Raw genomic sequence first — 22,350 nt, 5'->3', positions numbered from 1 at the left:
CTATCACCGCTGTCGGCTGTGAAGGTGGGCTGATGGGTATTATCAATTCTTGAAGATTGGTATTACCAATTACCCACTTATAGTTAGTCGCAATAAATTACCGCCGCCCCTGCTCAGGGTCAAACCCTTTATGCCGTATATAGCCCTTTGTAATATCGACATTGGTCGCATAAAAAAACAGACCAATTTCCAGCATCAGGCCTGACAAGCAGTGTAACCTTCAGATAGAATTGGCCTTACCTTTTAACAAGCTAAAAAATCCAGTGGGTATTCCATGAGTGACGAACCGATCCGCGCCAGCAAGATTTCCGACATTATTGCCAAGCGCCTGGAAGCCATGATTCTGGAAGGCAGCCTGGTGCCCGGCCAGAAAATGCCGCCGGAGCGCGAACTGGCACAGCAGTTTGAAGTGTCGCGGCCATCACTGCGCGAAGCCCTGCATAAACTCGAAGCCAAAGGTCTGGTTACCCGCAAACAGGGCGGCGGTACCTTTGTTTCAGCCGAAATCGGTCTGTCCTTTGTTGATCCGCTGATGCAGTTATTTCAGACCCACAGCGAATTTAATTACGACCTGCTGGAGTTCCGCCACGCGCTGGAAGAAGTGGCGGCCCACTACGCCGCCCTGCGCGCCACGGAGACGGACCGGGAAATTATTGAACGGCGCTATAACGAATGGCTCGACGGCCATGTGCAGCGCATTGGCCATAAAGAAGAAGCGGAACTCGACTGGCGTTTTCACCTCGCCATTGCCGAAGCATCACATAACGCGGTACTGCTGCACTCCATGCGCGCCCTGTTCAACTTATTTAAAATGACCATCGCCACCAACCTGGAATACCTGTACACCAAAGAAGACCGGCGTGATGAAATCCTGCGCCAGCACAGCGCGATTAAAGACGCGGTATTAAGCCGTGATCCGAAAGCCGCGCAACAAGCGGTGAATGATCATCTGGCCTTTGTTGAAGAAACCCTGCAGCAAAGCAGCCGTTTTGAAAGCCACTCCAAGCGCTCCCTGCGCCGCATTGGCCTGATGCGTTGATATCAGATGCGTTGATATGAACTGCTCACATGGCTTCGGCTGTTTGCACTGAGTGCACAACCGCCTAAAACCTTTCCGTTCGTGCTGATTTTTTCGCTCGGGATGAGCGCGAAGCAGTCGAAGCATGAACAGCGATATGATAGCCGCAAAACAGATTCAGACCGTCTGCACTTCTTTAAAAACGCCAGGCAATAAAGCGGCTGATTTTCTGTCCCTGCGCCATCGGCACGGTTTTAACGTCGGTCGCGCCCAGTTTGCGCAGCAGCTGTTTCAGTGCCGGAAGATGGTCATGGGCTGACACCAGACTGCTGAACCAGCCAACCTGAGCTGAAAACTCCACACTTTCGTGGATCATGCGCTTAATAAACGCCAGCTCCCCGCCTTCGCACCAGAGTTCATTCCCCTGTCCGCCGAAATTGCGTTTTACCGAGGCTTTATCACCTTTTAAATTACGCCACTTGCGTCGTGCCTGCGCTTCGGCTTCTTTTTGTGAAGCAAAAAACGGCGGATTGCACAGGGTTAAATCAAAATAATCATCGGGGCGGATCATACCGCCAAATAATTTCTCACTGTTTCGCTGCATCAGAATAGTAATACTCTGCAGCGCCGGATTGGCAGAAATAATCGCATGGGCATTGCGGATGGCCGTGGCATCGACATCGGTCGCGGTAAATTGCCAGCCATAGGTACTGGTGCCGATAATCGGATAGATCAGGTTCGCGCCGGTGCCGATATCCAGTACCCGCGGTGTGGCATTAACGGAAGGCCTTGCCGACTCCGTCAGCACATCCGCCAGATAGTGCACATAATCGGCACGCCCCGGAATCGGCGGGCACAGAAACCCGGTTGGAATACTCCATTGCTCAACACCATAATGGTGTTTCAGCAAGGCTTTATTCAGACAGACAACGGCATTGTTATCGCTGAAGTCGATGGTCTGTTCACCGCGCGGATTAGCCTGCAGAAAATACTCAAGCTCCGGTACCGCGGCCACCAGCGCTGCCATATCGTAACGCCCCTGATGCACATTACGCGGATGCAGCCCCTCGGGCTTTACTTCGCCATAGAGCGCTGAGGATGTTTTTTCATCATCGCGGCGGGCGGCCGGTTTTTTGCTCTTCTGACCATAGGGCGCCTTAGCTGCGGCGTCTTTTCCTGAGGAAGGCTTGCCGGAAGATGGTTTGCCGGAAGAAGGCTTACGACTGCCGGATCTGTCAGAAGCGGACGCGCCGGATTCAGCATTACGGCCTTTATAAGGCGCTTTTTTCGGCTCACGACTGGGCGCAGAGGATGTATCCGAACGGGTTTTACCCGCGCCATCAGCGGAGGAGGCATCCGGGCGGGCCTTACCCGTACCATAAAGAGAAGCGCCGGATACTTTTTTCGGCGCAGAGTCAGATGCAGCAGAATCAACAGGTTTGGTCACAGGAATCATCACAGAAATAACAACAGATAGCCGTGCATATTAGCACGGAGCGCTGCATTCAGCGGCAAACTCCATTATCCTGCTACTTTCTGTGGCCACGACGCCACATCAGCAACCGGCCTGCCTCTTCCGACCGGAACCGTTCCGGCAGCCAGGCCCATACAGTTCCGGAGCCTTATGAGCGAACTGATCGCCACTTTTATCTTCTTTTTTGCCGTGATCGACCCTATCGGCACCATTCCGGTGTTTATTGCGGTCACCGCTCTGCATAACGAAGCGACACGGCGCAAAATTGCCCTGCAGGCGACGTTATTCTCCGGCGCGATCCTGCTGTTTTTTGTGGTGGCTGGCGAAATCATTCTGACCGCCATCAATATTCCGCTGTCGGCGTTTCAGATTGCCGGCGGTATCGTGCTGTTTCTGTTTGCCCTGACCATGATCTTTGGCGAAGGCAAACCGGCTGAAGAAAAACGCATCGCCCGCGACGGCAGAGAAACCGCTATTTTTCCGCTGGCAGTGCCATCCATTGCCAGCCCCGGCGCCATGCTTGGTGCGGTACTGATGACCGAGAATAACCGTTACAGCCTGCTCGAACAGTCGCAGACCACGCTGGTGATGCTGTCGGTTCTGGGGGTGGTTTTTGTCCTGCTACTGCTGGCCAGCCGGGTTCACCGGCTTATCGGTGATGGTGGCGCCAGTATTATCAGCCGGGTGATGGGGCTGATTCTGGCCTCTGTCGCCGTGAATAATATCCTGTCCGGTATTAAGACCTACTTTTTGCTTTAACCCTGTGCCGGCACAGTAGCGGCCGCGTGCGTGTTACCTAGGGCCTGTCGACACTAAGTAAATCCGCCTGCTGAGAGCCAGTTTTTCTCAGAACAAGGAGAGAGGAGTGATATTAGCGGGCTAAATGCATGACGAACGACGATGTTAATGGGGAAAACTGGCCTCAGCCCGAAGGGTTATGGCTAAAAATCCCTCATCCAGCGTTGCTGTTCGCTCGCTTAACCCGTTAGGCCACACTCTCAGCGCCTTGCCTGAGAAATTTTTAGCCGATAACAGGTCTGTTTAATTAGTGTCGACAGGCCCTCACAAAAAGCCGCACGGCGGCATTACAAACAGGATGTTTATGTCATCGCAATCCAGACCCCTGCATAACCCGCTGTACTGGCTGCACCCGAAGCAGATCTGGTCGCACGTCAGCGCCATTGATGAGCAGGCCGATCAGGAACGGCAGAATGTCAGCCCGGCAACCTTAAAAAACCGCGCCTGGATTGTGATTGCCGTTGCCTGTGTTTGCTTACTGATGCTGCATTACCTGAAATACTCGAGCAACCTGCGTACTGCAATCCCGCTACTCGAAAACCTGTTTGCCATTGACAACCACCAGTGGCTGATCAGCTATCAGCGCAGCCAGTACCGCGAATTACTGGGTTATGTCTGGTGGGGAGGCTGGCATTTGCTGACCTTTATTATTATCCCGATGCTCACCATCCGATACGTGCTGAAGCAATCCGTCCGCGATTACGGCTGGCAATGGGGCGAGGTGCATAAGCACTGGTTAGGTTATTGCCTGCTGGCCACGCCGATTGTGTTCTTTGCCATTCTGGCCAGCTTCCGCGACGACTTTGCCAACCACTACCCCTTTTATAATCTGGCCCATAAAAGCTGGCTTGATCTGTTGCTCTGGGAGTGTATTTACATCACCCAGTTTATTGCCGTTGAGTTTTTCTTCCGCGGATTTATTGTGAATGGCCTGCGGCCTCAGTTTGGCAGTTTATCGGTCGCGGTGATGTGCCTGCCCTATCTGATGCTGCATTTCCCAAAGCTGTGGCTGGAGTCGACCGGCGCAATTTTATTTGGCTTTTTTCTTGGCATTCTGGCGTTAAAGTCACGCTCAATCTGGGGTGGTGTTGCCGTGCATGTGGCAATTGCGCTGGCCATGGATTTTGCCGCGATGATTCAGACCAAAGGCCTGCCTGAGCAGTGGCTGCGCTGAGAGGAATATATCTTTAAGGCTAAAGGTATTCGCGGGCATGGCCCGCTCCTACAAAATCAATGTTGCTGAATTTCCCGATGACACAATCTTTTTATCGCAAGCATGGTCCACTCCTACCCAAATCGGCGTCTTTTAAAAGGAGCAGATTTGGGTAGGAGCGGGCCATGCCCGCGATAACACGCTTGGTTATAAAATCAGCCGACGCACATCCGACAACAACGCCACCAGCGTGGTGAAGAAGCGGCCACAGTCGGCACCGTTAATCGCCCGGTGATCGTAAGATACCGCCAGCGGCAGCATATTACGCGGCACAAATTCTTTGCCGTTCCACTGTGGTTTTATCTGCGCCTTAGACACGCCCATAATCGCCACTTCCGGTGCATTCACAATCGGCGTAAAACCTGTGCCGCCCATCGCTCCCAGACTGGAAATGGTAAAGCAGCCACCCTGCATTTCGTTAGGTTTGAGCTTACCGTTACGGGCCTTTTCAATCAGCTCGCTGGCTTCACGGGCAATCTGATAAATGCCTTTTTTATCGGCATCACGCAACACCGGCACCATCAGGCCGTTCGGCGTATCGCAGGCGATTCCGATATGCACATAGTGTTTTTGCACCATATGTTCGCCATCGTGATGCAGCGATACATTAAAGCTGGGCTCCAGCGTCAGGGCACTGGCCGCTGCCTTAATTAAAAACGGCAGCGGAGTCAGTTTAACGCCCTGCCTTTCTGCTTCCGCTTTCATCGAGGCGCGGAAAGCATCCAGGTCGGTAATATCGGCTTCATCAAACTGCGTAACGTGCGGCACATTCAGCCAGTTACGGCTCATATTAGCCGCCGTGACCTTTTTAATTTTGCTCATCGGTTGCAGTTCAATCTCACCGAACTGTGCAAAATCAACCGCCGGAACCGCTGGAATACCACTGCCAGAAGTCACCGCAGCAACGCCACTTTCAGCCTGTTTTACCAGCGCTTTAACGTAGTCACGGATATCGTCCTTGGTAATACGGCTGCGGTCACCCGTGCCTTTTACTTTGGTTAAATCGACACCCAGTTGCCGCGCCAGGCGACGGGAAGACGGACCGGCGTAGACATTATGAATATCAGTTTTTTCTGCACTGCTCGTCGTTTCAGACACGGCAGCTACAGGCACCGCAGAAACAGCCGCCGCTGTTGTCGCTGGTGCATTTTCCACCGCTTTATTTGACGCTGCCTGAACCGCTGCCTGCTGAGCCGATGTCTGTTGAGCTGTCGCTGCAGAGCCCTGCTGCGCTTGCGTCAGCAGCCTGCCATACACCTGGCCCTCTTTCACTTTGTCGCCAATATTAATCAGCAACTCTTTTAAAGTGCCACTTACAGGTGCCGGAATATCCATACTGGCTTTATCAGTTTCCAGTACGATCAGTGAATCATCGGCATTCAGGTTATCGCCCGGCTGCGCACAGAGTTCAATCACGGTGACTTCACTGGCCCCGCCCAGATCAGGCACCACCAGATCGATCAGGCTTTCTACACTATCCGCTGCTGAGCTATCTGTTGCTGAAGCATCTGCTGCGCCGGCGTTTATTTCTGCCACCGGAGCCGTCTGAGCAGGCTCGTGCGCAGCAGCCGCTGGCTCAGCTTTGTTCTGCTCAGTGTCAGCAGAATCTGAAGATTCCAGCTCCAGAATGGCCGAGCCTTCAGAGACTTTATCGCCAACCTTTACCAGCAACGCCAGAATTTTACCGGCCTGCGGGCAGGGAATTTCCATCGTTGCTTTATCGGTTTCCAGTACCAGTAAATCCTGATCGGCGTTTACGCTGTCGCCCACCGCGACATTAATTTCAATAATTTCCACATTCTCTGCACCACCGATATCGGGCACAGTCACAGTCAGTTTACTCATGATGTCCTCCTTCTCAGCACAGGGTCGGGTCGTTTTTGTCAGCCGCAATACCTAAGGCTTTGCGCGCTTTCAACAGATCATCTTTGGTGAAGTGCTTACCTTCTTCGGCCAGGCTGCTGAGGGCAGCCAGTACGATAAATTCACGGCTGACTTCAAAGAAATGTCGTAACTTTTTACGTGTATCACTGCGGCCAAAACCATCGGTTCCCAGCACCTTAAAGCCTGCGGCACCACCACAGTTTTGCGGAATAAAGGCACGCAACTGCTCGCCATACGACTTGATATAATCGGTTGCCAGCACCGCCGGGCCTTTTTTATCGGCCAGTACCTGAGTGAGATACGGCACCTGTGCTTCAGCATCCGGTTTAAGCAGATTGTCACGCTGACAGCGCTGACCATCACGCGTCAGTTCGTTCACCGAGGTTACGCTCCAGATATCCGACTCAACGCCGTAATCGTTGCGCAGAATATCCGCCGCAGCTTCCACTTCACGCAAAATTGAGCCTGCCCCCATCAGCTGCACCCGGGGTTCGGCCGCCTTGGTTTTCTTACCGCCTTTCAGCAGATAAATACCTCTGATAATGCCTTCTTCGGTACCCTGTGGCATATCCGGATGGACGTAGTTTTCATTCATGGTGGTGATGTAATAGAAGCAGTTTTCCTGCTGCTCATACATGCGCTTTAAACCATCCTGAATAATGACCGCCAGCTCAAAACCATAGGTCGGGTCGTAGGATTTACAGTTAGGAATAGTGTGCGCCATTAAATGACTGTGGCCATCCTGATGCTGCAGCCCCTCACCGTTTAAGGTGGTACGGCCAGAGGTCGCGCCGATTAAAAAGCCGCGCGCCTGAATATCGCCAGCAGCCCAGGCCAGATCGCCGATACGCTGGAAACCGAACATCGAATAAAACACATAGAACGGAATCATCGGGCAATGGCTGTTGCTGTAGGCCGTCGCTGCTGCAATCCAGGCCGACATCGCACCGGCTTCATTGATGCCCTCTTCCAGAATCTGGCCCTTTTTATCTTCCTTGTAATACATGATCTGATTGGAATCATGCGGGGTATATTTCTGCCCGGCGGAGGAATAAATACCCAGCTGGCGGAACATGCCTTCCATACCAAAGGTACGGGCTTCATCCGGCACAATAGGCACGACCCGCTGACCAATATTTTTGTCTTTAACCAGTTGCGATAACACCCGCACAAAACTCATGGTCGAGGATAATTCACGTTCGCCACTGCCACTGAGCTGGCTCTGGAAGGCTTCCAGTGCCGGGATATTTAAAGGCTCAAAATCCGGACGGCGTGATGGCACAAAACCGTGCAACTGCTCGCGGCGTTCGCGCATGTATTTCATTTCCGGACTGTCCGGCGCCGGACGGTAATACGGCACGTCATCCAGCTGGTCATCGGTCAGCGGAATGGCAAAGCGATCACGGAATTGTTTCAGCGCTTCTTTATCGAGTTTTTTCACCGAGTGGGTAATATTGGCCGATTCACCGGCATCACCCAGACCATAGCCTTTTACGGTTTGCGCCAGCACCACGGTTGGCTGGCCTTTATGGGCAACGGCTTCGGCATAAGCGGCATAGACTTTAAACGGATCATGACCACCGCGGTTCAGTTTGCGGATATCGTCATCGGTCAGTTCATCTGCCAGTTCTTTTAATTCCGGATAAGCACCAAAGAAATGTTCACGGGTATAGGCCGGACCATTGGCTTTGTAGTTCTGCAGATCACCGTCACAGACTTCGTCCATGCGTTTCTGCAACATGCCGGATTTATCTTTTTCCAGCAGAATATCCCAGTGCCGTCCCCACACCACTTTAATCACATTCCAGCCGGCGCCACGGAATACGCCTTCGAGTTCCTGCATGATTTTGCCGTTACCCCGTACCGGTCCATCCAGACGCTGCAGGTTGCAGTTAACGACAAAGATCAGATTTTCCAGCTGCTCGCGCCCGGCCAGAGAAATCGCGCCCAGAGTTTCCGGCTCGTCACATTCACCGTCACCCAGAAAGGCCCAGACTTTACGGTCGCCACGGGCAACCAGATCACGGGCGGATAAATAACGCATCACGTGCGCCTGATAAATCGCCTGGATTGGCCCCAGCCCCATGGATACCGTCGGGAACTGCCAGTAATCGGGCATCAGCCATGGGTGCGGATAAGACGACAAACCATTGCCATCAACTTCGCGACGGAAACTGTCGAGCTGTTGCTCGTCAAAGCGCCCTTCCAGATAAGAGCGCGCATAAATACCCGGTGCCGAATGGCCCTGAAAATAAATCAGATCACCCAGATGACCATCATCGTTGCCACGGAAAAAATAATTAAAAGCAACGTCATATAAGGTCGCGGCCGACGAGAAAGAAGCAATATGGCCGCCCAGGCCTTCGTCGTTATCGTTGGCGCGCATCACCATTGCCAGCGCGTTCCAGCGGATTAACGAGCGGATACGGCGCTCCATAAATAAATCGCCGGGCATGCGCTTTTCTTTTTCCGTGGCAATGGTGTTGCGATAAGGTGTGGTAATAGCCGGCGGTAAAGCAACGCCTTTGGCCATGGCATGATCGAAGAGTTTTTTCAGTAAGAAGGCAGCCCGTTCAGGGCCTGCGTGACGAATGGTGGCGTGTAATGAATCCAGCCACTCCTGCGTTTCATAAACATCGACATCGTGTGTCATGTGAACTCCGGTCTCCTGATTGTACGTGCCGCAACCGATTAGTCCGGCACTGAGTCCGCTGCAGCCTTGTGAGCTGCAACACCGTCTAAATTGGTCTTACCTATTATCCTTTTCTTTAAAAATGATCATAGATAAGACCTTTTAGGTAGTTTTACCAAGGTTATTTCGTAGTACTTTTACAGAATAAAAGCCCATAAAACCTTGACAAAACCCAGTCTGCACTTAAGAACGCTTATTGACAATGCATTCCTGTAGTTTTTTTACAGAATGACCAATTTTTACCACCAAGGTCGTAGAGAGGAATTCAGGAGGCGCAAAAACGGAGAGCGACGCCCGACCAGTAACACTGCCCGGGCGTCCCGCTGATAGCGGTTAATTGAAGTGATAAACGAGCGCCAGCGACAAACTGCTACCAGACACCGACACGCCCGACTGGGTTTCCAGCTCCAGCAAGGTTGCTGACAATTCAGAGCTCCAGGAACGGCCGAGGTGATAACCCGCTCCCAGGCGCAAGCCATAGCTGGTGTCATACTTCACCGCTGCATTGCCCTGATAATCAATCCAGGGAGCAATCTGGCTGCGGTTAAACTCCGCCCGCAGTCCGGCACTGATATTCCAGTTTTGTGTTGGCCGGTAACCGGCGCCGAGATACAGCATCTGACCTTTTTGCTGCTGATCGTTGACCGTGGTAAAGCGCGCGCCCAGGGTGGCGCGGAGAAAGGACGTAGGATTTAAAGGCACATCAGCGCCGAGATGAAAGTTCACGCTGGGTGGGGTTTTAAAGTCCGGATTGTCGCTGCTGCGCAAAAAATCCTTACCATTACTTTCCAGCTCAGAAGACCAGAAAAAGCGCGTTCGTTCATTCCATACCTTGTCTATTTCCAGACTGGACTTCCCTTCCGGCTCATATGCGGCGAACACTTCAGCCGAATAAAATACCGGAATAATTAATCCCGGAACCGCCCACCAGCGGACACAGGTATCCATTGCTTTCCGGTTGCCCTTATACCCTGCCTTGATGACCAGATAACGGGCTTCGCTATTGAGTATCACATGATGATCCAGTTCCTCATCGCAGGCATCAATATCCGCATAAGAGCTGGTTAACTGAATAACGCGAAAATGTTCATCCAGCACAACAATATCCGGCGCATAGAGTTTTCCGGCTACGGCTTCTACCCTGAAACTGATCTCCTTTTGATAAGGAGTATCGTCAAGGCTGATAGCCACAACCAGATCGGCATCACCCAACCCGGTAAGCGACTGATAAGCAGCGTCCGGAAAGGTATTATTGCTGGTCAGCGAAAAATAGGTAAGATCTGAATAATCTTTATTTCTTCCCGCCTGTACAGGAGTAATGATTAACACCAGCTGAACAAGCAGCAGTATTTTTAATAAGTTTCCGTACATTTTTTATCCATTGAGTAGTGCCTTAAACGGCCCGAGATTACAACAAATATGGGTAAAGTTATGCAGTATTTCTCGTTCCCATTTCTCGTTCCCAAGCTCCGCGTGGGAATGCAACTTCGTCAGCAAAAACTACCACGCAGAGCGTGGGAGCCAGGCGCAGACACTCTCCAGATACACAGCACCGTTCGTCCTGAGCCGCGAGGTACGAGCGTGTCGAAGGGCCGAATAATAACGTTCATACTTCGACTGCTTCGCGCTCAGCACGAACGGTAAAGTTGGATCCGTTCACCCTGGGCCGCGATTAATATCTACACCGTTCACCCTGAGCAGCGAGGTATGAGCGTGTCGAAGGGCCAAATAATCACGTTCATACTTCGACTGCTTCGCGCTCAGCACGAACGGTAAAGTTGGATCCGTTCATCCTGAGCCGCGATTTATATCTACACCGTTCGTCCTGAGCAGCTAGGCACGAGCGTTTCGAAGGGCCAAATAATCACGTTCATACTTCGTCTGCTTCGCGCTCAGCACGAACGGTAAAGTTGGATCCGTTCATCCTGAGCCGCGATTTATATCTACACCGTTCACCCTGAGCAGCGAGGTACGAGCGTGTCGAAGGGCCGGATATCATGCTCCGCGTGGGAATACAACTGCGCCAGCAAAGGCTGCCACGCAGAGCGTGGGAGTCAGATGTTTTTCAAACAGCCTGTTTCAGCTACTGAACAACTTGGCCCGCACTTTTTTGCGGTATTCTGCCGGCGTCTGCCCAGCCAGCCGACGAAAAATCCGGGTAAAATAGCCGCCGTCGTTATACCCCACGGCGGCGGCGATATCGGCCACACTCAGATTGGAGTTCTGCAATAAATCGCGGGCATTGTCACAGCGTAATTTCTGCAGATATTGCGTCGGTGTTGTGCTGGTAACTGCACGAAAGCGCCGGTCAAACTGGCGCTCACTTAAACCGGCATCAGCCGCCAGCTGACTTAACAACAAGGGTTTCTGCACATTTTGCTGCAGCCAGGTCTGCGCCAGGGCGATGACTTCATCGGGGTGCTGATGCGCCTGATCGGCATAAAAGACTTTTTTCTCGAAGGGGTTACGAACCTCCGGTGAAAACTGCTGCTCTACCTGCAACGCCAGCTCACGGCCATATTGCAGGCCAATAAAATGCACCATTAAATCGGCACCGGAATTCACACTGGCCGCGCAATACAGCCGGCCATCCTGTGTCAGCAGATGCTGGCGCTGCAATTTTACTTTGGGGTAATCGCGCGCGAACTGATCCAGATAATGCCAGTGTGTGGTGGCCGGCTTGCCATCCAGCAGTCCGGCCTCTGCCAGCAAACAAACGCCGGTACCAATGGCAATAATGCTGGCACCGGCGCGGTACTGACGCGCCAGCCAGGCAATGGTATCGGCCTGCTGCGCCAGTTGCGGTTTTGGGTTACGCCACAGTGCCGGCACCACAATTAAATCGGTGTGTTCAACTTCATCCAGAATTTTGCCCGGGCGGATCTGAAAACCACCCAGCATGGTCAGCGGCTGTAATTGCTGTGCCACCACGTCTACCTGAAACACCGCACGCGGATCACGCGCCAGACGTAATCGCGCCCGTGTGGCCTCAAGCATTTCCAGCGGAATAGCGACACTGGAACTGAGCATCTGGCCCATGGCCAGCAGGGTGACATGGCGGATCATTCCGGCTCCTTAAACGGCTCCTTAAACAGCAACGGCAACGTTCACTTAACAGGCTGCGCAACACAGCTGTGAACCCGCCTCTGTAATGGCGTCTTTTTTGTCACCATATTTGTCCAGAGTATCCTAATGGCTAAGCAGAATGCACTCCTACAATGGCCTTATTCCCCCATTTGTCCGCCCGACAGACGTTTTACCCTGCCGGGCCTGCGTTATCAGGAGAGCAATCATGAGAAAACTGGCCGTTATTACCGCCTTTGGTGGCATTAACGCTGCGGGCCGCAGTTCAGCACACCATGCTTACCAGCGTCTGGTTCTGGATGAGCTGGGCAGCCAGCAGCAACAGGCCACCCTGAATGCTCTGGCACAAAGCATGAATCTGCCACTGAACGGCGATGCTGCCTGGCGTGAACAGATCATCAACGGCACTCTGGTACGCGGCTGGGACAATATGGACTGGGATGCCAGCGCGGTACCTTTTCACCAGCCATTTACCGACAGCGATGGCACGCCCTGCTGGCGCTTAAGCCATAAACGCCTGGCCGTACAGAGTGCCGGACAAACCCCCAAAGGCTTTGACCCGGCGTTACTTTACCCATCGCGTCATCATCCCCGTGGATTGCAGATGGCGGTATATGCCGCCTCCGACGCTCTGGGCCAGCTGGGCATGGACTGGGATGCTATCCGCCAGCGTTTGCAGCCTGACGAAATCGCCGTTTATGCCGGCTCTGCCATGGGCCAGCTCGACGGCAATGGCCACGGTGGCATGCTGCAGTCTTCCCTGCTGGGCAAGCGCACCAGCTCCAAACAATGTGCGATGGGCCTGAGCGAAATGCCCGCCGATTTTATTAACGCCTACGTGCTGGGTAATGTCGGCGCTACCGGCAGTATGGTCGGTGCCTGTGCGACCTTTTTATACAATTTAAAAGTCGCGCTGGATGATATTCAGAGTGGCCGCCGCCGGTTGGTGATTGTCGGTAACAGCGAAGCGCCACTCACGCCGGAAACTGTCGAAGGCTACAGCGCTATGACGGCGTTAATTACTGAACAAAAATTGCGCGACTTAGACGGTTTAAGCGCAGAACAGACTCCGGATTTCCGCCGGGCAAGCCGCCCGTTTGGCCATAACGGCGGCTTTACCATCGCCGAATCGGCGCAGTTTTTTGTGCTCTGTGATGATGAACTTGCACTGGAATTAGGCCTGACCATTTATGCCGCGGTAGGTGATGTATTTGTAAATGCCGACGGTTATAAAAAATCCATATCCAACCCCGGTGTCGGCAACTACCTGACCATGGGTAAAGCCATGGCCGAAGCCCGTCGCTGGCTGGGTGAAGATGCCCTGCGTCATGGCTCTTTTGTTCAGGCCCACGGCAGCAGTACACCAGCAAACCGCACAACAGAGTCGCATATTTTCAGCGAACTGGCCGGTGCCTTTAATATCCAGAACTGGCCGGTAACTGCCGTTAAAGCACACCTCGGCCACTCCATTGCCGCCGCCTCCGCCGACCAGTTATTAATGAGTCTCGGCAGCTGGGCTAACCATATTATTCCCGGCATTACCACGACCACCGAAATTGCCGACGATGTGCACCAGCAGGGGCTGAATATTCTGCTGCAGCACCAGCCGATTAATGCCGAAAAAATGCCGCTGGCATTTGTTAATGCCAAAGGTTTTGGCGGTAATAACGCCTCCGGATTTTTTGTCAGCCCGCAGCAAACGCATAAATTACTGGCACATAAATACGGCAACCAACGCTGGAAAGACTATCTGGCGCGCAATGAATTTGTTCAGCAACAGGCGCAGGATTACGATCAGAATATGACCGCCGGAAAAATCAAACCGCGCTACTGCTTTGGTGAAAATGTGCTGGAACCGCAAGACCTGCAGATTTCTGATAGCGAAATCCGTATTAAAGGCTGGGAGCAGGCTGTGGCACTTTAAAGCTATAGCCCTTTAAATCTGAGATGCGAGGTACGGGCGTGTCTCCAAACCATTCATCCTGAGCAGCAAAGCATGAGCGTCTCCCCAAACCGTTCATCCTGAGCAGCGAGGCACGAGCGTATCCCCAAACCGTTCACCCTGAGCAGCAAAGCACGAGCGTATCCCCAAACCGTTCATCCTGAGCAGCAAAGCACGAAAACCGTTCATCCTGAGCAGCGAGGTACGAGCGTGTCGAAGGGCAAATGCCATAATCTCCGTTTATGCTTCGAGTATTTCGCGCTCAGCACGAACGGCGATAAACATCCGAAGGAATAGAGCCACGAAGCACGAAGGACTATAGATAATTCGAAAGAAAAAGTGCTCACCGCTGCTCATTAAAAATCAGGTAGCGATGGGCCGCTACCCGTTAAATATTAAATAGCGATGAGCACCAACTCCGGCCATCACTCCGGATGCGGACGCCAGCGTGGCATTATGCATTGGCATTGCCGTATCACCGGCGGCGAACACACCCGGCACACTGGTCTGGCGCATGGCATCGGCAGTGATCATTTGCCCGGTGGGGGCCTCTTCGGTAGCAAGCCCCAATTGCTCAACCAGTGACTGCGCAATCTGAGTTTGCGGCGCAACATAAACCGCGCCGACCGCAATACGGCGACCATCAGCCAGACGCACCGCCGATACCGCATTACCCTCGCCTTCCCCTCCACCTTCGCCTTCAATCGCCACAATCGGTGTGCGCTCAATGGTTACGCCACGCCGTGTCAGAACCGGCAGAAGGTCGTCGTCCGGCTCGAAATCGCCCTGCGTGAAATACGTTGTCGGCCCCCAGTCCGGCAACATCGCGGCCTGCATCGCCGAATGCGCTGAACCAGCGAGAACGGCAATCGGCTGACCACGCAGCTCATAACCGTGGCAATACGGGCAATGAATTACCGTTTTGCCCCAACGCTCTTTCAGACCCGGAATATCCGGCAGCTGATCGGCCACACCAGTCGCCAGTATTAAGGTTCGCCCTTTTACCTCCTGGCCATCGTCACTTTGCAGCACAAAGCCCTCTTCGCTCTTGCGGGCCGCCGTGACGCGGGTCTGACGCAGGCTGACCGTTGGGTAGGCCAGCAAGGGTTCAAGCGCGCGCTGGCGTACCTCGACCGGAGAGACACCATCGAGGGTGAAAAACCCGTGGGATGCTTCGGCAAAGCGGTTGCGTGTTTCCCCGGCATCAAGAATCAGCACCTGACGCTGGCCCCGGGCCAGTTGTAGTGCCGCCGATAAACCGGCAAAGCTGCCGCCGATGATCAGGCAGTCATAGATGTCCGGTGTACGGGTCTGAATGTTAAAGGTATGGCTGTTTTGCGGGTGAGTTGCGTGTGTCATGACATTTTCTCCGTCTCATTCACTCACGAAACAATATAAGTTACTTAAGATAAGAAAATCAACTCATGACACTTTTAATGTGTCATGATAAAACCGCGTAGAATATTCGCTATCAGCCATCGCCACCCACATCACGGATACATCATGAGAAAAGACAGCCGCCTGTCACGCATGCTGCACGTACTGGTTCATATGCATTACCAGACCGCTCCGCTGACATCGGACCAGATTGCGCAGATGCTGCACACCAACCCGGTGGTGGTAAGGCGCACGATGGCGATCCTGAAAGCCGAAGGCTATGTAAGCTCGGGCAAAGGCCACGGTGGCGGCTGGCAACTGGCCACGCCACTAGCCGGAATTACGCTGCAGGATATCCACCGCGCACTGAAAGAAAGTTCGTTATTTACCATCGGCCTGAGCGATGAATACACGACCTGCCCAATCGAACAGGCAGTTAACGCTGCTATTAACGATGCACTGCAGGAAGCCGAAGCGCTGGTACTGGAGCGCTTCAGCCAGGTGACACTGGATACTCTCGCGGTGGGTTATTCGCCCGACGGCCGCTTGCCCACGGCTACTGACAAAGCAACAGACAGAGCAACCGGCAAAACGGCCGACCCTGAGTATAGAGACAGCAAGGCTTAAGCGGCCTTGGCCGGTAGCTTTTCCCAGACCTTACCGCGATGCTCGGCGTAAATCTCACGCACCCACTGCAACGCCGGACTATCCGCCCACTGTTGAGCCGGGCCCGCCATTTTTTCACGGAATTCTGCTTCGCCGTAAATCGGATGTTCAGGCGGACACGCCAGCGGCGCGAGAATGGAGGCGGCCGCAATATCGGCAAATGAAAACGCATCCCCCACCAGATAACGGCACTTCTTGCTCTGCCTTCCCTGCTTTTCCTTTTGCCCTTTTTCCTGCTGCCCTTTCTTTAGCTGCTGCAAGCGCTGCTCCAGCCAGCGGATTTCAGCGTCAATCAACTGCTCTGCCTGCGTCACCGCACGCGGATAAATACGCAATTTAATTCTGAATGCCGGTTTAATCAGCGGGTACGCCAGCGTAATAAAATGCCGCTCCCAGGGTTTTGCAAACTGCGTCCAGATGGTGCGGATTAAGGCATCATGGGCAAAACCCGGCAGATATAAATAACGTGCAATGGGCTTACCAATGGCATCAAAACGCTGCTGAATGGCCAGTATTTCCTGCTGTTTTCCGCTGGGCATACTGTCGAGCGGGCTGTGATGCCCGGACAGCCAGCTCACAATGCGCGGACTGTCCTGAATGCAGGTTTTGCCACTTTGCAATAACGGCACCGTAGTCTGCGCACGTCGGCCTTTCAGCCACATCGGCAGGGTATGCAGCGCTGGCGTCAGTGCAATTTCCTGATAGGGAATCTCTTCATAGTCGAGCAGCCAGCGGATTTTCTCGCTGTAATGCGACATATTAATGGTGAATAACGTCAACGCCCTGTTTGCCATACAACCACTCCGGCAGAAAAGCGGCTATTGTGCGCACGCCCGTACACCGGGGTAAGGTTCAAAGCAGAGAGAATAATGGCCGGGAAACCCCTGCTGGTGGCGTAATTGGCAAAAAACTGAAGGCTGACAGGCAATACACTGCCAACAGCAAGAGGTTAAAAAAAAGCGCAGCTAAATGGCTGCGCTTTTTTATATGCGTTTATTCAGCGGGAGGCCGATACTCAGAACGGCACATCATCATCGTAGTTCGGCATGGTCTGCGCGAACTGATCATAATCGCCGCCAGCCGACAGCGCAGAACCTTCCGCACCGGCACGCTCAATACGCCATGCCTGCAGGCTGGTAAAGCATTTTTCCGGGTTACCCGGCTTGGTCCACAGACGCCCGGACAGATTAAAATGCACCACCACCTCTTCGCCAACGCGGTAAGCATCCATCAGCGCACACTTGTCTTTCAGAAGCTCCAGCGCGACGTAATTAGGGTACTCCGGCTTCTCGCCATCGCCGGTCAGTTTGATCACAAACTCGCGTTTGGTAAAACCATTGGCACCGTAAGAACGGGTTTCGTCGATGGAATGGATGATTCCCTGAGCTTCGAAGTTTTTGGACATAGCGTTGATACCTGATGATTCCTGTAACGTTAGCCCCGAAGGATAACACCGAACACGCAGACATAAAAAACGCCGCTTATCGCGGCGTCTTGTTTTTGATCATAACGACCGTCTGCGTCGCAACAGTAAACCGCCCAGTAAAACAAACCAGAACCCCATATGACCACCTGATGAATCGTCAGAATTACCATCAGATTCTCCCGAAGGATCAGTTGGATCAGTTGGATCAGTCGGATCAGTCGGATCAGTCGGATCAGTCGGATCAGTCGGATCAGTCGGATCAGTCGGATCAGTCGGATCAGTCGGATCAGTCGGATCAGTTGGATCAGTCGGATCAGTCGGATCAGTTGGATCAGTCGGATCAGTCGGATCAGTCGGATCGGTTGGATCGGTTGGATCGGTTGGATCGGTTGGATCGGTTGGATCGGTTGGATCGGTTGGATCGGTTGGATCGGTTGGATCAGTCGGATCAGTTGGATCAGTCGGTTTAGCTGCCACGGTAATCAGCAATGGATATTCATTACTCACATACAGACCATCATAAACCGCTACCGGAACCGTAAGCGTACCGACAAACGATTCGCTGATGCGAATACCATCACTCTCCAGCGTAAAGCTGCCATCGTCTGGCAAGGTTATCTGCAGAGTAAAACCATCGGGGTAAACCGTCTGCCCGCCGGTTACGGTCAAATAATCCAGACGAATTTCAACGTAATCACCCGCAGTGGCCGACAAAAGCTGAGCTGTCGTAATCTCCGGCGCAACCACCCGCGTTTTCAGTTCATAGTTAACCGATTCCAGAAAGAAATACACATCGCTCTGATCCAGGTCCATATCATTGCTGATAACCACCTTATCCAGACGATCAAACCCGGTCAGCGCAACCGCTACACCAGTTTTATTATCGCTATCCCAGAATGACGGAACCGATTGCGTAATAACCACAGCATCGTTGCGATAACCACGCACCAACAGAACTTTATCCGCCATTTTAAACAGATCGGTTGCGGCAAAGCTGCTCAACGTTAATTGTTTATCGGCATCCACAGGCTCAATAGTCAGCGTTTGCGCCGGATATTCAGGATTAAAACCCGGATACAGAGCAGCCGGCGCCACAACGGCTTTCATACCCACAGACGGGGGCACCGAAAAAACAAGATCATCGACAATGACCGATGATGCCAGCTCTTCATGATTACTCCACGGCTGCGTTTCAAAATTCATTTCTGCAGCATGAGCATTCATCAGTGAGACAATGGCCAGGCAAGCAAAAGAAACCTTCCAGTATTGCATGGTAATGCCTCAATCGCGTGACGGGAAAAGGCCTTGAGTGGCAATACAGACGGTCATCACCTGATATGGATCTCTCACAGAGAAAGGCTGACTTCCACCGTTATTACCGGTAGCTGCACCAGCAGTGGCCATAGGCTCAGTTGTAGTGGTGTCTGCGGCTTTACGATAGATCGCGGCGCGCTGACCATCAGCAATATAACTGCCAACCGGATCGGCGGTATTACCCGGCTCTGCCGTGGCGACAGGTGCAGGCAAGGCATGATTATGACTAGGCAAGTTGCTTTGACTTAAATAAGCAGATTCAGAACCGCCTCGCTGCCCAACATCCACTCTGGACAGGCCCGGCCCTTGGCCTGCACCAACAGATGTCCGGCCGCGTAAGTCAGGCAATGCAAAGCTAGTACGACCATCACCGCCAAAGTATGTTCCGAGTAACGAATACAGCGCGGTATTTTGTGAGATAGGAAGCAGCCTACCATCCGCCGGAGCCCATCCACGTGGGCAAAAGTTATAGCCAACCCACATAACTTCACCAATAAAGGGATCGGATCCGGCAGTAACCGGGGCAGAAGGCAGAAGGAATACGAAAGCTAGTGAGGCGAGGTAACGTTTCATGGGACGTCCTGTCAAAGTTGACCATTGATTATTTTATGACCGGCATCATACCACTAATTATTTTCTAATCAATATGAATCCCAACCCTCCCGATATTTCTGGCAAACCTGAATTCCACATTTCAAATCAGGCCAGAAAACGCGATATTCAATCCAATGCATTGAAAAAATGTATTGAAACAAATGTATTGAAACAAATGTATTGAAACAAATGTATTGAAACAAATGTATTGAAACAAATGTATTGAAACAAATGTATTGAAATAAAGGCCCGCAATATGGCAAAACCGCTAACCTTAAACATGGAATAAAATGGCACCAACCACTTCAACCATATCAACCGAAAAGCCATAACCATCTGTTAGATGACGACCATGTAAGGATCAAAGAGAGAGGAAACCAGCGCTATATCAACCCTTAAAACAATCCCGAATGGCACACGCACCCGCTGCATAGAGAATAATCACTCAGCATTACGCACAACCAAGGCGCACAACCAAGGTACAGAATTCAGACGATTTATTTTATCAGGGCACCTTTGAATAATTCAGTGCCCATTTGGGATTACTGAAAACGTTCAGAATTATTCAAATGTGTACTAACTTCCAGCATCAAGACTTTCCAACAACTCCAGCATCGCCCGATCCGGCCAGAGCATGCCCTTGCCTTTGATATTACGCGGGGTATCCGACAGCCAGGCACCCACGCTATAACCCGCGACCTCAGCTAAATCGACCGGCTCATCCTCCAACATACATTCAACCTCAAACTTCACCCGGTTAAGGGTGCCCTGAACCGAACGGTTGCACTGAGTATCGACCAGCAACGGCCGCAGGCACTGCTGCGCTGCGGTCATATGACGCTCATCGGCCCCGCACTTCAGCAGAGTATTCATAAAGGCATCGATAAAAAGATCATTCAGCTCAGCAAAATCCGGCTTGGTTAACGCCGGCAGAAACAACGAAAAACGTGTTTCATCGTGAACAAAAAAAAAAACAGTCATAACCATCAAAATCAACCAGATGACCATGCCAGCCGCTTAACGGATTATTGTCCAGCGCCGTCTGTTGATAGAGCGACTGAGTATTTGGGGTCAGATAAAGCATACCGTCTTCGTTCAGCGGCAGTTTTTCAAACAGCTTTTTCGAAGCGTGGAGGTGGATCATGTCAAAACCAAAAATATAGTGAAGAACTTTATAATACAGAGAAGAACATAAAGAATCCGTAAGATGAAACAGAATTCAAAGTATTTCTACAGGATCAAAAGATATAACAGGGGTAGATATTCCTGTACCAGCTGGCGGATATTCTGAATACCAATAATGCGAAAGAGCTCAATCTGTATGGTCATTCCCTTATATGAGCGACTCCAATACTGAATAAGCTCAATGCTCGTTAAAAATATAGATATCCGCGGAAGCAGGCACACTCCAGCTCAGGTGATATTCTTTCTTTTCCCATTCACTGGGTACACATTCATCCGGTGAAAATAAGGCAATATGCAACGGCAACTTCTGATGACGCAAAGCAACGATATTCCTGTTTGGTTCATTAGCTTCGCCCCAGAATACCACCAGACTACCGTCATCACAGCGGCATTTCAGACACCAAACGCCTGACTCTGAAAAATACCGATCCAGAAGGATTTTCGTGATCACCAATTCAACATCCATATTCGCTTCCAAATAAACAGCTAACGACTGAAAGACAGAGTCTTTGCCCTACACTTCACTCACTTCTGAATTCACTTCCAACGCAATCATCCCAACTGAGCTCTACACTTCGCTACCTTCCGATTATTTTTTTTACCCGTGGAAGTAAACGGTTTAATACTCTCTCTACAATATTCAAAGCCTTCCGCCATCATTGAACAGGCCACTCAGAAAACACCACAGAATCACAGCCAGCTAACAAATATCCCAGAATTCAATATAAACTCCAATATCATGTGACCTTCACGGGCCTCGGGCAGAGTCCACAAGAAACCGTCCATAAATACAGGACAAAGCCCATCCGCATTCCGTGTCCTTACAGGCGTTACTGCTTTTGGGCTGTGATTATACTGAGTGTTTCGTCAATGCCTATCCCTGATTTTGGGCGGGTTAATACGGCAATACGCGGCCATCCCAGTGCAGCAGGTGGCCGTGCTGTTCTGGTTGTAAATTGAGCAATACGTCGCTGATGCGCTGCGCGGTTTGTTGCGGGGTGTAGAGTTTGCCGGCGGCGATATTCTGCTGAAACGGTGCCGACAGGCTGGTGTTGGTGGTGCCGGGGTGTACGGCGGCAACCAGACATTGTGGCGCTTTGCGCTGCCATTCTATGCTGAGGTTTTTTATAAACATATTGAGCGCGGCTTTGCTCATGCGGTAGCTGTACCAGCCGCCCAGCTGGTTGTCGCTGATGCTGCCGACCATCGCCGATAACGATAACCAGCGCAGCTGGCTGTCACGCTTAATAAAGGGAGCCAGTGCCTGAGCGGTATGAATATGACTTATCACGTTGCTTTGCAGGCTGTGCTGCAGCCAGTCGGCGCCGAGTTCTTGCAGGGATTTTTCCGGGCCGTTTTGCGGGTTATGGAGTATGCCGTTGCAGACGATAACAGCATCGGGTGTGCCTTCACGGCGGATAAAGGCCTGCAGCTCGGACACACTGTGCGGTTCGCGGGTATCAGTCTGGCAATGGACGCTGGCGGCGGAGTCTGGCCCGCGGCCACTGCTGATTACGCGCACGGTCTGGTGTTGTGACTTACCCTGGCCCTGGCCCTGATTCGGGCTCTGCCAGTGCTCAATTAAGGCTTTGGCAATTTCGCTGCCGCACCCGGCAATCCACAATGTGCGCATGTTATGTCCTTTTTTATTTCTTTTTGCGGTTTAAAGCGGGCTGCCGCATT

At 52.2% G+C, this 22,350-nt stretch carries 19 protein-coding genes; 5 read left to right on the top strand and 14 right to left on the bottom strand.

Features of this window, described 5'->3' with window-relative positions; genetic code table 11:
- Positions 1-274: 274 nt before the first annotated feature.
- Positions 275-1,039, top strand: a complete 765-nt coding sequence (locus NYR02_RS10930) for a GntR family transcriptional regulator (protein ID WP_260976403.1) — start codon at positions 275-277, stop codon at positions 1,037-1,039.
- A 175-nt stretch (positions 1,040-1,214) separates the two neighbouring features.
- Here the strand turns inward: NYR02_RS10930 and rlmF are convergent, their stop codons facing one another.
- Entirely contained in the window at positions 1,215-2,465 is a 1,251-nt protein-coding gene (gene rlmF, locus NYR02_RS10925; RefSeq protein ID WP_338055949.1) for a 23S rRNA (adenine(1618)-N(6))-methyltransferase RlmF, read from the bottom strand.
- A 177-nt stretch (positions 2,466-2,642) separates the two neighbouring features.
- Between rlmF and NYR02_RS10920 the strand changes: the two genes are divergently transcribed.
- Entirely contained in the window at positions 2,643-3,251 is a 609-nt protein-coding gene (locus NYR02_RS10920) for a MarC family protein (protein ID WP_225692572.1), read from the top strand.
- 343 nt (positions 3,252-3,594) lie between these two features.
- Positions 3,595-4,464, top strand: a complete 870-nt coding sequence (locus tag NYR02_RS10915) for a CPBP family intramembrane glutamic endopeptidase (RefSeq protein WP_260976402.1) — start codon at positions 3,595-3,597, stop codon at positions 4,462-4,464.
- Between the two features lie 186 nt (positions 4,465-4,650).
- On the opposite strand, the gene aceF is transcribed toward NYR02_RS10915, so the two are convergent.
- From aceF to NYR02_RS10895, 4 genes are all read right to left on the bottom strand, one after another.
- Complete coding sequence (aceF, locus tag NYR02_RS10910) at positions 4,651-6,348, bottom strand: dihydrolipoyllysine-residue acetyltransferase (protein WP_260976401.1); 1,698 nt, start codon at positions 6,346-6,348, stop codon at positions 4,651-4,653.
- A gap of 13 nt (positions 6,349-6,361) precedes the next feature.
- The gene (aceE, locus tag NYR02_RS10905; protein WP_260976400.1) at positions 6,362-9,040 is read right to left on the bottom strand and encodes a pyruvate dehydrogenase (acetyl-transferring), homodimeric type; all 2,679 of its coding nucleotides are present in this window, start codon (positions 9,038-9,040) and stop codon (positions 6,362-6,364) included.
- Positions 9,041-9,412: 372 nt separating this feature from the next.
- The gene (locus NYR02_RS10900) at positions 9,413-10,450 is read right to left on the bottom strand and encodes a hypothetical protein (protein WP_260976399.1); all 1,038 of its coding nucleotides are present in this window, start codon (positions 10,448-10,450) and stop codon (positions 9,413-9,415) included.
- Between the two features lie 708 nt (positions 10,451-11,158).
- Positions 11,159-12,145, bottom strand: coding sequence for a GlxA family transcriptional regulator (locus NYR02_RS10895; protein ID WP_260976398.1), 987 nt, complete (start codon positions 12,143-12,145; stop codon positions 11,159-11,161).
- 226 nt (positions 12,146-12,371) lie between these two features.
- On the opposite strand from NYR02_RS10895, the gene NYR02_RS10890 reads away from it, so the two are divergent.
- Positions 12,372-14,087, top strand: coding sequence for a beta-ketoacyl synthase (locus tag NYR02_RS10890; RefSeq protein WP_260976397.1), 1,716 nt, complete (start codon positions 12,372-12,374; stop codon positions 14,085-14,087).
- Positions 14,088-14,486: 399 nt separating this feature from the next.
- On the opposite strand, the gene NYR02_RS10885 is transcribed toward NYR02_RS10890, so the two are convergent.
- Positions 14,487-15,464, bottom strand: coding sequence for an NAD(P)/FAD-dependent oxidoreductase (locus tag NYR02_RS10885; protein ID WP_260976396.1), 978 nt, complete (start codon positions 15,462-15,464; stop codon positions 14,487-14,489).
- A 144-nt stretch (positions 15,465-15,608) separates the two neighbouring features.
- On the opposite strand from NYR02_RS10885, the gene NYR02_RS10880 reads away from it, so the two are divergent.
- Positions 15,609-16,109, top strand: a complete 501-nt coding sequence (locus tag NYR02_RS10880; protein ID WP_260976395.1) for an RrF2 family transcriptional regulator — start codon at positions 15,609-15,611, stop codon at positions 16,107-16,109.
- On the opposite strand, the gene NYR02_RS10875 is transcribed toward NYR02_RS10880, so the two are convergent.
- The 8 genes from NYR02_RS10875 to NYR02_RS10840 form a co-directional block, all read right to left on the bottom strand.
- A complete protein-coding gene (locus NYR02_RS10875; RefSeq protein ID WP_260976394.1) occupies positions 16,106-16,942 on the bottom strand; it encodes a glutathione S-transferase N-terminal domain-containing protein in 837 nt (278 codons plus the stop codon). The two genes, NYR02_RS10880 and NYR02_RS10875, sit on opposite strands and share 4 nt — an antisense overlap.
- Positions 16,943-17,163: 221 nt before the next feature.
- On the bottom strand, positions 17,164-17,553 hold the full coding sequence (locus NYR02_RS10870; RefSeq protein ID WP_260976393.1) for a DUF3127 domain-containing protein: 390 nt from the start codon (positions 17,551-17,553) through the stop codon (positions 17,164-17,166).
- Between the two features lie 99 nt (positions 17,554-17,652).
- On the bottom strand, positions 17,653-18,846 hold the full coding sequence (locus NYR02_RS10865; protein WP_260976392.1) for a hypothetical protein: 1,194 nt from the start codon (positions 18,844-18,846) through the stop codon (positions 17,653-17,655).
- A gap of 9 nt (positions 18,847-18,855) precedes the next feature.
- Entirely contained in the window at positions 18,856-19,461 is a 606-nt protein-coding gene (locus NYR02_RS10860; protein ID WP_260976391.1) for a phage tail protein, read from the bottom strand.
- A gap of 597 nt (positions 19,462-20,058) precedes the next feature.
- Positions 20,059-20,463 (bottom strand): DUF6933 domain-containing protein, encoded by a 405-nt coding sequence (locus NYR02_RS10855; RefSeq protein WP_260976390.1) that lies wholly within the window; start codon positions 20,461-20,463, stop codon positions 20,059-20,061.
- Positions 20,435-20,626 (bottom strand): hypothetical protein, encoded by a 192-nt coding sequence (locus tag NYR02_RS10850; RefSeq protein ID WP_260976389.1) that lies wholly within the window; start codon positions 20,624-20,626, stop codon positions 20,435-20,437. Before NYR02_RS10850 ends, NYR02_RS10855 begins: the two co-directional genes overlap by 29 nt.
- A 219-nt stretch (positions 20,627-20,845) precedes the next feature.
- Entirely contained in the window at positions 20,846-21,133 is a 288-nt protein-coding gene (locus NYR02_RS10845; RefSeq protein ID WP_260976388.1) for a hypothetical protein, read from the bottom strand.
- Between the two features lie 429 nt (positions 21,134-21,562).
- A complete protein-coding gene (locus NYR02_RS10840; RefSeq protein ID WP_260976387.1) occupies positions 21,563-22,300 on the bottom strand; it encodes an SDR family NAD(P)-dependent oxidoreductase in 738 nt (245 codons plus the stop codon).
- Positions 22,301-22,350 lie beyond the last annotated feature (50 nt).

Origin of the sequence: Thalassolituus pacificus (genome assembly GCF_025318105.1) — a bacterium.
GTDB classification, from domain to species: domain Bacteria; phylum Pseudomonadota; class Gammaproteobacteria; order Pseudomonadales; family Oceanobacteraceae; genus Venatoribacter; species Venatoribacter pacificus.
The sequence above is the reverse complement of the archived record's forward strand: the minus strand, read 5'-3'. Positions and strand labels throughout refer to the sequence as shown.